The sequence below is a fragment of the Streptomyces sp. NRRL S-646 genome (assembly GCF_000720765.1).
Classification (GTDB): domain Bacteria; phylum Actinomycetota; class Actinomycetes; order Streptomycetales; family Streptomycetaceae; genus Streptomyces.
Window position 1 is genome coordinate 164,000 of record NZ_JODC01000001.1, and the last position, 14,950, is coordinate 178,949.

Here is a 14,950-nt window from a genome sequence, read left to right on the forward strand (position 1 = left end):
GAGCGGGTCTGCGTAAGATCATGCAGTCCTGTTTTGTGTCGATGAGGAGGGCCAACGGCCATGGCTGACAAGCGCGTTGTGGTGGTCACCGGCGGAGGAACCGGCATCGGCGCCGCAACCGCCCGGCTGCTGCGGGCCGGCGGACACGAGGTCGTCATCGGTGGACGACGGCCCGAGCCGCTGCAGCGGGTCGCCGACGAGACCGGTGCCCTGCCGCACGTCGCCGATCTCACGGATGCGACCGCCGTGGGTGAGCTCGTCGAGGCCACGGTCTCGCGCTACGGCAGGCTCGACGGACTGGTCCTCAACGCGGGCGTCGGACGCAGCGGTGCGGTGGGGGATCTCTCGGACGAGACATGGGAGTTGGTGATGCGCACCAACCTGACGGGCCCCTTCCTGCTGCTGCGCGCCGCACTCCCGCACCTGCTGGAGACCCGCGGTTCGGTCGTTGCCGTCGCCTCCGTTGCGGCGTTGCGCAACGGGGTCGGCAACGCCGCGTACGCCACCTCCAAGGCCGCTCTGCTTCAGCTGTGCCGCTCGCTGGCCGTCGACTACGGCGGCCAGGGGCTGCGCGCCAACACGGTGTGCCCCACCTGGGTACGCACCGAGATGGCTGATCGTCGTATGGCCCGCTTCGCCGAGGAATCCGGACTGGGCAACGGCGTGGACGAGGCCTACGAAGAGGCGACGAAGCTGGTGCCCGCGGGGCGGCCCGGCGACCCGTCCGAGGTCGCCGAGGCGATCGCCTGGCTGCTGTCGCCCGCCGCGTCGTTCGTCAACGGTGCGGTGCTCACGGTGGACGGCGGAGTCTCGGCACGCGACGCGGGAACCCTGGCGTTCGACTTCAGCGTCGAGCGCCGCGACGGGGGTCGATGAGTCGGACGGCCGGTGCGCCGGAGTACGGCTCCCGTGGAGCGTGGTTCGCGTGAGCGGGACGATCAGTGAGGAGGGTGCGTGAGCACTCAGGACAACGCGCCGGACGGACGGTCCGGCGTTCTCGGCGGGGCCGGGCGCGGCGCGCTGGAGGGTCTGCGCATCGCCGACTTCTCCCGGGTCCTCGCGGGGCCCTACGCCACCATGCTGCTCGCCGATCTCGGCGCCGACGTGGTGAAGGTGGAGCGGCCGGGCACGGGGGACGACACCCGGGCCTGGCAGCCCCCGACGGACCAGGACGGCACGTCGACGTACTTCCTGAGCGTCAACCGCAACAAGAAATCCGTCACCCTGGACCTCACGACCGAGGCCGGCCTCGAGCAGGCCCGTGCCCTGGTCGCCGAGTCCGACGTCCTGGTGGAGAACTTCCGTCCCGGCACGATGGAACGGCTCGGGCTCGGCCATCGCGAACTCCTCGCCCGGCACCCGGAGTTGGTCTACTGCTCGATCAGCGGCTTCGGGGCCGGTGCCGGCGCGACGATCCCCGGATACGACCTGCTCGTGCAGGCCGTCGGCGGTCTGATGAGCGTGACCGGGGACGCGGCCGGGGAGCCGACGAAGGCGGGCGTGGCACTGGTCGACGTGATCACCGGCCTGCACGCCACGCTCGGCATCCTGGCCGCCCTCCGGCACCGGGACGCCACCGGGGAAGGACAGCGGGTCGAGGTCAATCTGCTCGGCTCGCTGCTGTCGGCCATGGTCAACCAGGCGTCGGCGTTCGCCGTCGCCGGTGTGGTTCCGGGCCGCCTGGGCAACGCGCATCCGAGCATCGCGCCGTACGAGACCTTCCCGACCGCCGACCGTCCCCTCGCGATCGCGGTGGGCAACGACCGGCAGTTCGCGGCGCTCGCCGAGATCGTCGGGGACTCCGGTCTCGCCCTCGACGAACGCTTCCGCACCAATGCCGACCGGGTCGGTCATCGCACCGAGCTGAGGGACATTCTGAGTGAACGGCTGCACGCGGCCGGCGCAGACCACTGGTCGTCGGTCCTGCTGGCCGCGGGCGTGCCCGCCGGACCGGTCAACACCCTTGACGAGGCCTTCGACTTCGCCCGGAAACTCGGTCTTCCGGGCATCGTCGACATTCCCCCCGCACCCGCTCACGGAGCCGAGGGCACACCCGCCCGTCAGATCGCGAACCCCATCGCACTGAGCGGGACACCCGCCCAGTACCGACTGCCGCCACCACACCTGGGGCAGCACAATGAGGAAATTCTCGACCGCCCTGCCGCGCAGGCCTCCACGGCGGACGAATCGGCCACCTGACCGTTCCCGGCACAGACACCCACTCGGCCCGCGACGGCCACGACTTCTTGATCCGTCACCGGGGGCACCCGCATATTCCACCTCGTGACCTGTTTGTGACCAACGGTCAGGTCGCCCTTGCGGTCAAGTGCACTCCAAGTCCTAGAGTCACGCTTCCGACCCGCCCCCGCCTGCGACGGAGCACCCCCATGCGCTATCGAGTCCTCGGCAAGACCGGCATCGAGGTCAGCACACACTGCCTCGGCACGATGATGTTCGGCGCCGTCGGCAACCCCGACCACGAGGAAAGCGCCCGCATCATCCATGCGGCGCTCGACGCCGGCATCAACTTCGTGGACACCGCCGACATGTACTCGGCCGGCGAATGCGAAGAGATCGTCGGCAAGGCTCTCAAGGGCAGACGCGACGACGTCGTGCTCGCCACGAAGGTGCACTTTCCGCTCGGGGAGGGACGCAACCGCAGCGGCAATTCGCGCCGCTGGATCCTCAAGGCCGTCGAGGACAGCCTGCGACGCCTGGACACCGACTGGATCGACCTCTACCAGGTGCACCGCCCCGACCACACCACCGACATCGAGGAGACGCTGTCCGTCCTCACCGACCTGGTGAGGGCAGGCAAGATCCGGGCATTCGGCTGCTCCACGTTCCCCGCCGAGGACCTCGTAGAGGCTCACCATGTGGCGGAGCGGCGCGGGCTGATGCGGCTGCGTACGGAGCAGCCGCCGTACTCGCTCCTCGCGCGCGGCATCGAACGGGCCGCGCTGCCCACCGCGCAGCGCCTGGGCATGGGCGTGCTGACCTGGTCGCCGCTGGCCTCGGGATTCCTGTCCGGCGCCTACCGCGCGGGCCGGCCCGTCGACCTCACGACCGGTCGCGCCAGACTGACCCCGCACCGCTTCGACCCCGACGCCCCGGGCAACCCGGCGAAGTTCGCGGCCGTCGAGCAACTCGTCGCCCTCGCCGAGGAGATGGGCCGCCCCCTGCCGGAACTGGCCGTAGCCTTCCCGCTGGTTCATCCGGCCGTCACGTCGGTGATCATCGGTCCGCGCACCATGGACCAGCTCACCTCGCTGCTCAAGGGGGCCGACCTGCTGCTCGACGACGCGGTGCTCGACCGTATCGACGAGATCGTGGCGCCCGGCACCGATCTCTACAAGGCCGACGGCGTGTGGCAGCCGCCGTCGCTCACTGAGAGCGCACTGCGCAGGCGCCCGGCCGGGGAGCGGGCGGCCGCGGACTGAGCCTGTCGTTCGAGGGCCGGGGCATGCCTTTGTCTGGGCGGCTCCCGAGTGCATGCAGTAGGGAGTGGTCGGGCACTGCCTGACCGCCGCGCAGCGATCTAGTGGGCCCCGCCCGCGGACGACGACTGCGGCGTGCCCGGAAGTCGAATCGTGACGACGAGGCCGCCGCTGGGGCGGGGTGTGAGGTCGAGGGTTCCGTCGTGTGCCCGGACGATGCTGTGCACGATGGCCAGGCCGAGGCCGACGCCGGCATGTTCGTCGGTGCGCACGCGTTCCGTTGCGCGCTGGAAGGGTTCGGTGAGGGTCGGTACCAGCTCCGGCGGGAGCGCAGGGCCCGTGTTCTCGACCCGCAGCACGCTCGCGTCCTGCTGCGGTTCGGTGTGGACCGTCACGGTGCCCCCGGCGGGGAGGTTGTGGACGATGGCGTTCTGGACGAGGTTCGTCACCATCCGCAGGAGGAGCGCCGAGGAGCCGACGGTCTGCGTCGCCTCGCCGGTGACGTCGAGGTTGGTCCCGCGCTTTTCGGCGAGAGGAAGCAGCGTTTCTGCGGCTTCTTCGGCCAGGAGGGAGAGATCGACGGGCTCGCGGGTGAAGCTCCTGCCGTCGGCGCGGCTGAGCAGCAGGAGGGACTCGGTGAGGTGGATCGCCCGCGAGTTGACGGTGTGCAGGCGCTCGATCAGTTCGCCCTGGTCCCGCGTGGGGTCGTTGCGGGCGGCGTCGAGGAGTGTCTGGGAGATCGCCAGCGGGGTGCGCAGTTCGTGGGAGGCGTTCGCGGCGAACCTCTGCTGCTCGCCGACGTGGGACTCGAGTTGTTCGAGCATGGTGTCGAACGCGTCGGCGAGTTCGCGGAACTCGTCTTCGCGGCCTTCCATGTGGACCCGGTGGGACAGCGATCCGCTCGCGGCCAACCGTGCCGCGTCCGCGATCCGTGTCAGTGGTACGAGCATCCGGCCGGCGAGGATCCAGCCTCCCAGGAGACCGATGACGAGGAGGAAGGCCAGTGCCGTGGCCGCGGCGGGGACGAAGCCCCGCAGGGCATCGGAGCGGTCGAAGCCGGTGATGATCACGACGCCGACTTTGTGCTGGATGGCTTTGGGGTCGTCGGTCCGGAGCCAGCGCAGCACGAACACCCACACCACGGCCAGCAGGAGAGCACCGGCGAAGAGGAGGAATCCGGCGTAGCTGAGGGTCAGTTTCAGTCGGGCGCTGAGCCCTGGGCGTCTATTCATGAGGGCCGCCAGGGTGGGTGGCGGTGTCGATGCGGTAGCCGACGCCCGGCACCGTGGCGATGAGCCATGGTTCGCCGAGTCGTTTGCGCAGGGCGGAGACGGTGATGCGGACGGCGTTGGTGAAGGGGTCGGCGTTGTTGTCCCAGGCCCGCTCGAGTAGCTCTTCGGCGCTGACGACACCGCCTTCGGCGGCGACGAGGACTTCGAGCACCGCGAACTGTTTGCGGGTGAGCCCGATGTAGCGTCCGTCGCGGAAGACCTCCCGGCGGAAGGGGTCCAGCCGCAGGCCCGCGATCTCGCGGACCGGGGGCCGGGCATGCGCGCGTCTGCGGTCGAGCGCCCGCAGCCGCATGACGAGCTCCCGCAGCTCGAACGGCTTCGTGAGGTAGTCGTCGGCGCCGAGCGCGAACCCGGAAGCCTTGTCGTCGATCCGGTCGGCAGCGGTGAGCATGAGGATCGGGATACCGCTGCCGGAAGCGACGATGCGCCGGGCGACCTCGTCGCCGGACGGGCCCGGGATGTCCCGGTCGAGCACCGCGAGGTCGTAGGAGTTGACGCTGAGCAGCTCCAGGGCGGAGTCTCCGTCGCCGGCGATGTCGGCGGCGATGGCCTCCAGCCGCAGACCGTCACGGACGGCTTCGGCCAGGTAGGGCTCGTCCTCCACGATCAGCACACGCATGTGCGCAGCCTAAGCAGCGCAACATATCGCCGACGTATGCAAAGACGTGCGCACACGGGTCAGACGTCCCGGCCCGCCGGTGCCGGCGCGGGGCGAGCCCGGTCCGACGGAGCTTCTGCCGTGGTGCGCCACGGCACGGACGCCGGCGCCGACAGCACTCCGGCACCCGCACCCCCGCATCAAGGAACCGGCGCGAGTCGGCATTACCCGGGACCGCCGGCTACGGCAGGACCTGGATCTTCCGGCCCTTGCCGGCCTGGAACTGCTGCAACGCCCCGACGTAGTCCGCCAGCGGCAGCCGGTCGCTGATGAACACGTCGGGGTCGAGCACTCCGGCGGCGAACAGCTCGGCGGCGCGCTCGTAGCTGTGCAGGACCGCCATCGAGCCGGTGATGGTGATCTCCTCGCTGTAGATGCGGTACGGGTCGATCGTCGCCCGGGCCGCATAGTCGGCGACACCGAACTGGAGGTACGTACCGCCCTTGCCGACCCTGCCCAGGGCGTTCTGGATGGCGCGGGCGTTGCCGGTGGCGTCGATGACCACGTCCCAGCCGCGCGGGCGTTCGATCGCGTCGGCCGTGGTCGCCGCATGGCTGCAGCCCAGGGTGCGGGCCGTGTCCTGCCCTGGCGTTCTTCGGCATTCACCGCGCTCACCTCGCTTTTGGTACCGGTTCGGGCAAGGCGTGCCCGGTCGCGCCGCATATTTATGTCAACGGCCTTTTCGGGTTTACCGGCCCGCAATGGGCAGGAATCTGCCCGATAATGCCCGGTGAGATGGCTTGGAAGTGCAGTTCAGGGGCTGAATTACCTCTTGTGTTTCCCGCTTTGGTGCCGGATACCGCTGCTCCGGTGCCCGATCCGGGCCATGGCGGAGCGTGACAGGCAGCGAAATGCTCTAGGGGCGCAGCGGCGGCGGTCCTCATGTGAGTTCCAGCAGACCCCGGCGGACGGCCTCGGCGACCGCGGCCGCCCTGTTGTCGACGCCGAGCTTCCGGTAGATGCGCACCAGGTGTGTCTTGACGGTCGCCTCTGCCAGGTACAGAGCATCCGCGATGGAGCGGTTGCTGTGCCCGTCGGCCATCAGCCGGACGACCTCTCTCTCCCGTTGCGTCAACTCCGGTGCGGGGCTGACAACCTGCCCGACGAGGTCGCCGACCACGTCCGCCGCGAGGCCCAGACCGCCCTCGGCGGCACTGCGCACGGCCCGGAACAGGTCCTCGGGCGGCCCCGCCTTGAGGACGTAACCGCGCGCGCCGGCCTCCAACGCGCGCACGACGTCGGCCCGTCCGGAATAACTCGTCAGCATCACCACAGGCATGCCCGGAGCCTCGTCGGCCAGCCGGCGGATGGCCTCGACCCCGTCGATGCCAGAGGTCGTCCCAGCGAAACGCAGATCCATCAGCACCACGTCGGGTACCAGCTCGAGGGCCAGCCGCACAGCCTCCTCCCCGCTGCCTGCCTCCGCGATCACGTCAAGATCGGCTGCGCCCTCCAACAGGGCCCGCAGCCCGGCCCGTACGACCGGATGGTCATCGGCGATCAGAACGCGCCGTGCCGCGCCCGTCATCGGGCCGCCGCCACGGACAGTGGCGCTTGCGGGCCGGGCCGCGACGGGTGGCAGGGGACGCTGGCCCGAATCCGCGTGCCCCGCCCCGGGGTGCTGTCGACCGCCAGGTCGCCGCCCTCCCGGCGCAGCCGCTCCCGGGCCGAGGGCAGACCGAACCCCCGGCCCGACCGGACCGACCCGCCGAGGCAGGCGGGATCGAAGCCGACACCGTCGTCGCACACCTCCAGCTCGACCCGGTCCGCGAGATGGCGCAGCGTCACCGACACGCTGGACGCGTGGGCGTGTTCGCGGACGTTCGCCAGCGTGCTCTGCGCCACCCGGAAGAAGGTGGTGGCGGCCTGTTCGTCCAGACCGAGGGCCGCGGTTCCCACCGTGTGGAACCGCACGGGCCCGGCCCCGCCCAGCTGCTGGGCCCGGGCACACAGCAACCGGAGGGAAGCCGCCAAGCCGTCTTCGGTGACCGTGGGCGGGGCAAGGTCCTGGATGATCCTCCGGGTCTCGGCGAGCCCCGCATCCAGGCCGTCGGCGACGGCGCGTACGCGGGCCCGGGCGACCTCGGGCCGTTCCTCCCAGTCCCGCTCGGCCGCCTGCAGCAGCATCAGGCTCCCGGACAGTTCCTGGGCGAGCGTGTCGTGCAGGTCCCGTGCGATGCGCGCACGTTCCTCGAGCGCACCGCTGCGGTGCCGCTCGTCCGCCAGTACGTCCCGCGTACTGCGCAGTTCCTCGACCAGCCGCTGACGCTCCGCGACGTTCCGCTGCTGCGTCCGGTACAGAGCCACCGTGCCCCACACGGCCGCCACCGGGATCAGCACCATCTCCGGGTCGAACCCGCCCGCGGTCCGGGTCAGCTGACCGACGAGCAGGGCCGTGATGGCGGCCAGTGCCACACCGGCTGCACGGTCGCTGAGCGTGTACAGCGCCACGCACGCCAGCGGCACGGCACACCAGACGTAGGCGCCGGTCAGGGGCGGCGGGGTGAGCAGGACGAGGATCGCCCACAGCAGGAGGAGGACGACGACCCAGGCGTACCGGGCGCGCCTGCCGAGCCTGGGGCGCAGCGCCAGCCCGGCCGAGTAGGTCACGGCGAGCAGCCCGCTGACGGTCACGATGTCCCAGCACAGCGGGAGGTTCAGCCGGGCGAGACGAACCAGCGCGGCGCCGACCACGAGGAAGAACAACAGGTGCGGTAGCTGCCTCGGAGCGAACCGTCTGCGGCCGGACGCCGTGGAAGCGCGGACGGGGCCGGGGTCGGACACGACAAACCCCCTGGATGAAAGATCCATTGGGACAGGGGTTCGAGTCTATCCACGGTCTGTATGGCTCAGGTGAAGAGCGGGGCTGCGCTTCCGCCGCGCGAGGCGTACGGAGACGGCAGCCCCGCCGGCGGTCAGGCTCCCGGGTGCAGGCCGAGCCAGCCCGGTGTGGGGTCGCCCTTGACCTCGCCGAAGTACAGCGCGAACGTCTGCTTCCAGCGCTCGACCTCGGCGCGGTCCGCCATGAAGCGGGGGAAGCCGTCCACGTGCGCGTTGGGGTATTCCCAGATCTGCTTCAGACCGGCCGGGGGAGTGACGTCGGTACGTACCGACCAGCCGTTGAAGGACCCCTGCTGGTGCTCCTTGGACAACTGCCAGTTGAGGAACAGCTTGGCGGCCGTGGAGTTCCTGGCCTGCTCGAGGATCGCCGTCCGCTGGCCCCAGGCCATGAACGGGTGCGGTGCGTCGATCACGAACTTCACCGGGGAGGACCCGGTTGCCGACCCCGCGGTGCCGATGCCGATCGGCTTCCGCCCGCCGAAGACGGCGTCACCCGGGGAATTGCTGCCCCGCGCGAACTGCACGTCCTGCGCGGCGAGTTTGGCCACCCACTCCCACCCGTACTTCTGGGCGTACAGCGTGTAGAGGTACAGGACGGCGTCGTCGTCGTGCGGGTACGACGAGGCGATCCGGCCCTTCCACTTCGGGTCGACCAGGTCGCGCGGGGTGAGCTCGACGTCCGAGCCGAGCGCCGCGGTGCTGTACAGGAAGCTGAAGGCGATCGCACCCGTGGCCACCCACGCGCCCTGCGGGTCCTTGAACTTGTCGTAGACCTTGGAGAACCCGGCGGGCTTGTAGTGCAGCAGACGCCCCTGCTGCTTCCAGCGGTCGAAGTCCTGCAGGGTCTGGAACTGCACCACGTCCGGAACGAGGGTGTCGGTGGCGAACTGGTTGTCCACCCGCACGTCGTGGTACTTGCTGTAGTCGACGATCAGCGTCAGGTCGATCTCCGGGAAGCGGTCCTTGAAGGCGGCCTTGGTGCCGTCCTGCTGAGTCGGCGTGTCACCGCCGGCATAGACGACGAGCTTCCCGCCCTCCGCCAGAGCGGCCCGGTAGAGCTCGTCGAGCGACCTCGTCTCCTCCCGCCGGGACGATCGCCCCGACGCAGCGGGGGAGGCCGACGCCGGAAGCGCCGAGGCTCCGAAGGCACCGGCGCCGAGGGCGGCACCGGCACCCACGGCGAGGACACGTCGTCTGCTGGGGAAACTGGGCATGCCAAGAGACCTCTCTCAGGGGGTGGCGTAAAGGGCCCGGTGCGCGCCACGAGCCGTCGTCATTCTGGTGCGGCCCGACGAAACTTCGCGTCGTCCGTGCGGACCGATGAGCTCTCCCAGAGATGGAAGCCGCGTTCAACCGATCGGTTGAACGCAACTTCCGAGCCCAGCGGTTGTCGTGCCGTTGAGCGGGTCGGATCAGGGGCGCCTTCGACGTGGCCGAGGACGACCAGGCCGGCATCCGGGTGCGCAGAACGCGGTCAGTCGACTGGGCAGGTCGGCGAGCCGCTCCGTCCGGTGGAAGCCACTCAGGTTCAGGGCGAGCGGGAGTGGGTTCAGGGGGCGCTGGGAACTCGGGGCGTCGTCCGACCCGGGGCCGCCTACCGCGGACTCAAAGTTGTGCACTCTCTTGACGGCGGAAATAAAAGAGCCCTACATTCCTCGACGCGTTCGCTCAGTGCACTGAGCATCTGCTCCGGCCCCGCCCCGCACGCCCGCATCCCCCCTCAAGGAGCCGCACCATGCCTGCCGGAACCCGTACCCGCATTCCCCGCACTCGTCTGCGCATCGCCCTGACCGCCCTGGTCACGCTGGCGTCCGCGGCGCTCACCACCCTCCCCTCACCGGCCGCCCAGGCGGACACCCCGGCCACGACCCACCTCACCGGCACCCTCGCCGACGGTGCCACCTGGATCGCGGACGTACCCGAGCACTGGAACGGCACCCTGCTGCTGTTCAGCCACGGCTTCGGCCCCACCGTCGCCAGGGACGCCCCCACCGACGCCGTGCGCACCGAGCTGCTCGCCGAGGGCTACGCGATGGCCGGTTCGTCGTACGACCCCCACGGCTCGATGTGGGCCCTGAACAGCGCCGAACGCGACCAGTTCGCCACGCTCGGCGCCGTCACCGCGAAGATCGGAACGCCGCGGCGCACCCTGGCCGTCGGCCAGTCCATGGGCGGTCTCGTCAATGCGCAGCTCGCCCGCGACGGCGGCGGGCGCATCGACGGTGCGCTCGGCCAGTGCGGTCTGGTCGCGGGCGGCACTGATCTGGACAACTACCAACTGGACGCCGAATACACCATTGCCCGCCTGCTGCTGCCCGGGCAGGACGTGAAACTGGTGCGGTTCGGCACCTCCGCCGAGGCGTCCGCCACCGCCGACCTGCTCACGAAGGCGGTCACCGCCGCGCAGTCCACCCCGCAGGGCCGGGCCCGGGTGGCGCTGGCCGCCGCCTTCCTCAACCTGCCCGCCTGGTCGCCCGGAAAGGACCGGCCCGCCGCGACCGACTGGGCGGGCCAGGAGGAGCAGCAGTACGACTGGTTCGCGCAGGGCATCCTGTCGTTCGTCGAGGGCGGCCGGTACGCCATCGAGCAGTCCGTCGGCGGCAACAACTCCTGGAACCGCGGCGTGGATTACGCCCGTCTGCTGGCCGGCTCGGAACACGCCTCCCAGGTGCGTGCCCTCTACCGGGCAGCCGGTCTCGACCTGCGTGCCGAACTGCGCACGCTGACCGACGGCGCCACCATCACCGCCGATCCCGCCGCCGTCAGCACCGCGCAGCGGACTTCCTCCGCGGGCCAGGGACTTCAGGTGCCCTTGCTCGACGTGCACACCACCGCCGACAACCTGGTCCCCGTGCAGCAGGAGAACCGCTTCGCCGCCCGCGTGCGTGCCTCCGGCGACGGCGCGCTGCTGCGGCAGGCGTACGTCGAGCGGCAGGGCCACTGCACGTTCACCACCGCCGAGACCGTGGCCGCCCTGCACGCTCTCGAACACCGCGTCACCACCGGTCGTTGGGACGACGCCGCGACCCCGGCAGCGCTCCAGCGGTCCGCCACGGCGCTCGGTCTGGACGGGGCGGCATACGTCCCGTACCGCCCGGCCCGGCTGACGGTCGGCCGCGCCCGCCCGTCGTACCCCACCGACCGCTGACCTCGGGACCGCTCATGACGCTCGGGGCACGGCCGTCCGCCTAGGCGATGCCCGCCGCGAACACGCCGAAGCGGGTGCACGCCGATCCCGCCAGCAGGGTGAGCCGGAGGCGACCGCGGCGCCGCGCCGTCCGCCGGAGAGGGCGCCGGTGACCGCACCGTCGGCTGTGAGCAGCTGCGCCGCCCGCGGCAGCGCGCCCGCCCGGCCCTCCTGCCAGGTCTCGGCGACCATGCCCAGGCGCTTCTCCGCCGTGTTGGTGACCGGCCCAGCGGCGCACCGGGCCGGTGCGTGGCCCGAGCGACGCGCTGTGCCGAAATCCCTCGCACACGCGCCGGGAACCCCGGAAGCGAGCGGTCAGGGTCGTAGGCGGGCGTTGAGGCGGGCGGCCTGGCGGGTCAGGTGGTCGCGTTCGGCGAGGTTGGATGCCTTGTGGGCCGCCTCGGCGTACAGCCGTGCCGCCGTCGCCAGGTCGCCGTCGCGCTCGTGGAGGTAGGCCGCCACCGCGGCGTGGCGGGGCAACGCGGTGTCCAGCTCCGCGAGCGCGGCCAGGCCGGCGCGCGGTCCGTCGGCCTCGCCGACGGCCACCGCTCGGTTGAGACGGACGACGGGGCTGTCGGTCAGGGCCGTGAGCTCGTCGTACCACTCGACGATCTGCACCCAGTCGGTCTCCTCGGCGGCGGGCGCATCCGCGTGGAGAGCCGCAATGGCGGCCTGGGCCTGATACGGGCCCAGCCGGTCGCGGGCGATGGCGGCCTGCAGGACCGCCACGCCCTCGGCGATCATTTTCGTGTCCCACCGGCTACGGTCCTGCTCGGCGAGCGGCACCAGGCTGCCGTCGGGCGCGGTCCGGGCGGCACGCCGGGCGTGGTGGAGCAGCATGAGAGCGAGCAGCCCGGCCACCTCCGGATGGTCCACCCGGGCCATGAGCTGCCGGGTGAGCCGGATGGCCTCGGCGGCGAGGTCGACGTCGCCGGAGTAGCCCTCGTTGAAGACCAGGTAGAGGACGCGCAGCACGGTGGCCACGTCGCCGGGCCGGTCGAAGCGCACGCCGGAGACGGTGCGCTTGGCCCGGCTGATCCGCTGCGCCATGGTCGCCTCGGGCACCAGGTAGGCCTCGGCGATCTGGCGGGTGGTGAGCCCGCCGACGGCGCGCAGCGTGAGCGCGACCGCCGACGACGGTGTGAGCGAGGGATGGGCGCACAGGAAGTAGAGCTGGAGCGTGTCGTCCACCGCGGGCGCCGGCCCGGGCACCGGCTCCTCCTCGACGCGGTCCTCACGCCGGCGGCGGGCGGCGTCTGCCCGCGTGGCGTCGAGGAACTTGCGCCAGGCCACGGTGACCAGCCAGCCCTTGGCATCCCGCGGCGGGTCGGCCGGCCACACGCGCAGTGCCTCGACGAGCGCGTCCTGTACGGCGTCCTCGGCCGCCGCGAAGTCGGCTCCGCGGCGGACGAGGACGCTGAGCACACTCGGCGTGAGGCTCCTGAGCAGGACCTCGTTCATCGATGAGGGCACTCCGTGGTGCTGGGGTTCGCGGCCAGGAACGGGCGCACCTCCAGCCACTCGTGGATCGGCTTGCCGCCCGCCCCAGGGGCGGCCGACAGCTCCCCGGCCAGCTCCACGGCGCGCTCGTAGCTGTCGACGTCGATCACCATCCAGCCGGCGATCAGGTCCTTGGTCTCCGCGAACGGTCCGTCGGTGACCGGCGGGCGCCCCTCACCGTCGTAGCGGACCCATGCTCCCTCGGGGGCGAGCGCCTGGCCGCCGACGAATTCGCCGGTCTTCTCCAGCCGGGCCGCGAAGTCGTTCATGTACTGCAGATGCGCCGAGATCTCCTCCGGGGTCCACTGGTCCATCGGCACGTCGTTCACCGCGGCCGGGGCTCCGCGGTAGTGCTTCAGCAGCAGGTACTTGGCCATCGTGAATCTCCTCGGTGCTCGTGCGACCCATTGTGGTCGCGTGCACTCCGGGGACGGAGCCCGGCACGAATTCTCGACATCGCCGTCCAACTTTTTTCTGGCGGATGAACAGTCCGGCCGCGTGGCAGAGCGGATGCCCAGGATCGCCGGCATGGCACAGCGACCTGTTCAGGCGAACATCAAGGCTGTCGACGCCCCGGCGGTCGTGCCGATCGCCGCGGTGGTCGTCTACTGCGCGGACCCGCGGGCCATGGCCCGGTTCTGGGCTGAGGCGCTGGACTGGACGCAGCACGAGGTGAGCGACGGCCATGCGTCGTTGCGCTCTGCCGAGGGTGTCGGCCCGTATCTCGAGTTCCTCCGCACGCCAGACGTGAAAACCGTGCCCGACCGCGTCCATCTCGACCTGCTGCCGCACGCCGGTGACGACAAATCGGCGGAGGTGGCCCGGCTGCGGACCCTTGGCGCCACCGACCTCGACGTCGGCCAGGGCGACGTTCTGTGGACGTGCCTGGCCGACCCGGAGGGCCACGAGTTCTGGGTCCTCGCCCTGTCCTGATGCTGAGCCTTGACGACTGACTGCGTGCAACTCGCAGTCGGACTATGGCTGTTGGGCGCCGACGGTCTAGTTCGTCGAGTCGGGCTTCCAGTCCTGGACGAGAAGCCCGAGCAGCACCTCGTCCAGGAACTCGCCCATCACCCAGGCCGAGGAGCGCAGGACGCCCTCGCGGACGAAGCCGTTGCGCTCGGCGGAGCGCAGCATCGCGGCGTTGTCCGACAGCGTCTCGATCTGCAGTCGCTGCAGGCCGCGCACGACGAAACCGTAGTGGCACAGCACCGCGACCACGTCGGTGCCGTAGCCCTTGCCGCGGGAGGACGGCAGCAGGCCCAGCCCGATGTGCGCGGACCGGTTGTGGTTGTCGATGCCCCACAGCGTCGCGGTGCCGACCAGGGTGTCACCCTCCAGCTCCACCACGGAGAACTGGACGCTCCCCTCCTTCGTGTCGTCCACGAAGAGCCGCGGGTCCTTCGAACCGGGCGTGACCGGCCGCCACGGCCCGCTTTCGGCCCGCGAGGCGTTGACCACGTCGTCGTAGAGTTCGGCCCGCAGTATCGGGATGTCGTCCTCGTGCCGGGCCCTGAGCCCGACTTTGCTCCCTCTAAGCACGCAAGCTTCCTATCCGACCGGGCCGGCCGGCGGCAAACCAATTACAGATCGCCTCAGTTGGTGCGGGAGCGGCAACCGCTTCTGAACCGACGACACGGTGTCCCGGACAGTCCTCAACTGCCGAGCAGGCACCATGCCCATGGGCCTTCCCCCCGCCGCGCGGCGAGCGGTTGCCATCGCCGACGCTGCCATGGTCAGCCGAGGGCCGAGGAGGGTGACAGGTCCTGGTCGGCAGCCCAGGAGGCGAGGATGCGCAGCCGCTCGTGGGTGGGGGGCCGGGGGCGGCGGTCCACACGGTCAGGTGCTGGTCGGGGTCGGTGTCGGCGGTGCAGGTGTCCCAGTCCAGGACGAGTTCGCCGACGACCGGATGGTTGAGGGTCTTCGTGCCACGGTGCGGGCGGCGACCTTGTGGTCTCCCCACCACTTGGCGAACTGCTCGTCACGCGTGGACTGTTCACCGACCAGCTCGACCAGGCGCTCCCGCTGATCGCGC

At 70.9% G+C, this 14,950-nt stretch carries 12 protein-coding genes and 3 pseudogenes; 5 read left to right on the forward strand and 10 right to left on the reverse strand.

What is annotated here, in order from left to right; translation table 11 throughout:
* Positions 1-60: 60 nt before the first annotated feature.
* From IH68_RS0100735 to IH68_RS0100745, 3 genes are all read left to right on the forward strand, one after another.
* Complete coding sequence (locus IH68_RS0100735; protein WP_030926815.1) at positions 61-876, forward strand: SDR family NAD(P)-dependent oxidoreductase; 816 nt, start codon at positions 61-63, stop codon at positions 874-876.
* 78 nt (positions 877-954) lie between these two features.
* Entirely contained in the window at positions 955-2,199 is a 1,245-nt protein-coding gene (locus tag IH68_RS0100740) for a CaiB/BaiF CoA transferase family protein (RefSeq protein WP_030926817.1), read from the forward strand.
* A 188-nt stretch (positions 2,200-2,387) separates the two neighbouring features.
* Positions 2,388-3,440 (forward strand): aldo/keto reductase, encoded by a 1,053-nt coding sequence (locus IH68_RS0100745; protein ID WP_030926819.1) that lies wholly within the window; start codon positions 2,388-2,390, stop codon positions 3,438-3,440.
* Positions 3,441-3,538: 98 nt separating this feature from the next.
* On the opposite strand, the gene IH68_RS0100750 is transcribed toward IH68_RS0100745, so the two are convergent.
* From IH68_RS0100750 to IH68_RS0100775, 6 genes and pseudogenes are all read right to left on the reverse strand, one after another.
* Complete coding sequence (locus IH68_RS0100750) at positions 3,539-4,669, reverse strand: sensor histidine kinase (RefSeq protein ID WP_037884420.1); 1,131 nt, start codon at positions 4,667-4,669, stop codon at positions 3,539-3,541.
* Positions 4,662-5,348: a response regulator transcription factor gene (locus IH68_RS0100755; protein WP_030926823.1), complete on the reverse strand. Its 687-nt coding sequence runs from the start codon at positions 5,346-5,348 to the stop codon at positions 4,662-4,664. The genes IH68_RS0100750 and IH68_RS0100755 overlap by 8 nt, the downstream gene beginning before the upstream one ends.
* A 220-nt stretch (positions 5,349-5,568) precedes the next feature.
* Positions 5,569-5,964 (reverse strand): annotated as a pseudogene (locus tag IH68_RS0100760) (zinc-binding dehydrogenase); the annotation flags it as partial.
* Positions 5,965-6,267: 303 nt separating this feature from the next.
* Entirely contained in the window at positions 6,268-6,915 is a 648-nt protein-coding gene (locus tag IH68_RS0100765) for a response regulator (RefSeq protein WP_030926828.1), read from the reverse strand.
* Positions 6,912-8,171, reverse strand: a complete 1,260-nt coding sequence (locus IH68_RS0100770; RefSeq protein WP_030926832.1) for a sensor histidine kinase — start codon at positions 8,169-8,171, stop codon at positions 6,912-6,914. Before IH68_RS0100770 ends, IH68_RS0100765 begins: the two co-directional genes overlap by 4 nt.
* 131 nt (positions 8,172-8,302) lie before the next feature.
* Complete coding sequence (locus tag IH68_RS0100775; protein WP_030926834.1) at positions 8,303-9,442, reverse strand: ABC transporter substrate-binding protein; 1,140 nt, start codon at positions 9,440-9,442, stop codon at positions 8,303-8,305.
* Positions 9,443-9,963: 521 nt separating this feature from the next.
* Here IH68_RS0100775 and IH68_RS0100780 point away from each other — a divergent pair.
* Positions 9,964-11,376, forward strand: a complete 1,413-nt coding sequence (locus tag IH68_RS0100780; protein ID WP_030926837.1) for a hypothetical protein — start codon at positions 9,964-9,966, stop codon at positions 11,374-11,376.
* A 354-nt stretch (positions 11,377-11,730) separates the two neighbouring features.
* Here the strand turns inward: IH68_RS0100780 and IH68_RS0100785 are convergent, their stop codons facing one another.
* Both IH68_RS0100785 and IH68_RS0100790 read right to left on the reverse strand, forming a co-directional pair.
* Positions 11,731-12,876: an RNA polymerase sigma factor gene (locus IH68_RS0100785; protein ID WP_030926838.1), complete on the reverse strand. Its 1,146-nt coding sequence runs from the start codon at positions 12,874-12,876 to the stop codon at positions 11,731-11,733.
* A complete protein-coding gene (locus IH68_RS0100790; protein WP_030926839.1) occupies positions 12,873-13,292 on the reverse strand; it encodes a YciI family protein in 420 nt (139 codons plus the stop codon). Before IH68_RS0100790 ends, IH68_RS0100785 begins: the two co-directional genes overlap by 4 nt.
* A gap of 208 nt (positions 13,293-13,500) precedes the next feature.
* On the opposite strand from IH68_RS0100790, the pseudogene IH68_RS0100795 reads away from it, so the two are divergent.
* Positions 13,501-13,848: pseudogene (locus IH68_RS0100795) on the forward strand (VOC family protein); the annotation flags it as partial.
* Between the two features lie 66 nt (positions 13,849-13,914).
* Here IH68_RS0100795 and IH68_RS0100800 read toward each other — a convergent pair.
* Entirely contained in the window at positions 13,915-14,457 is a 543-nt protein-coding gene (locus IH68_RS0100800; protein WP_030926842.1) for a GNAT family N-acetyltransferase, read from the reverse strand.
* 194 nt (positions 14,458-14,651) lie between these two features.
* Positions 14,652-14,934: pseudogene (locus tag IH68_RS52545) on the reverse strand (transcriptional regulator); the annotation flags it as partial.
* Positions 14,935-14,950 lie beyond the last annotated feature (16 nt).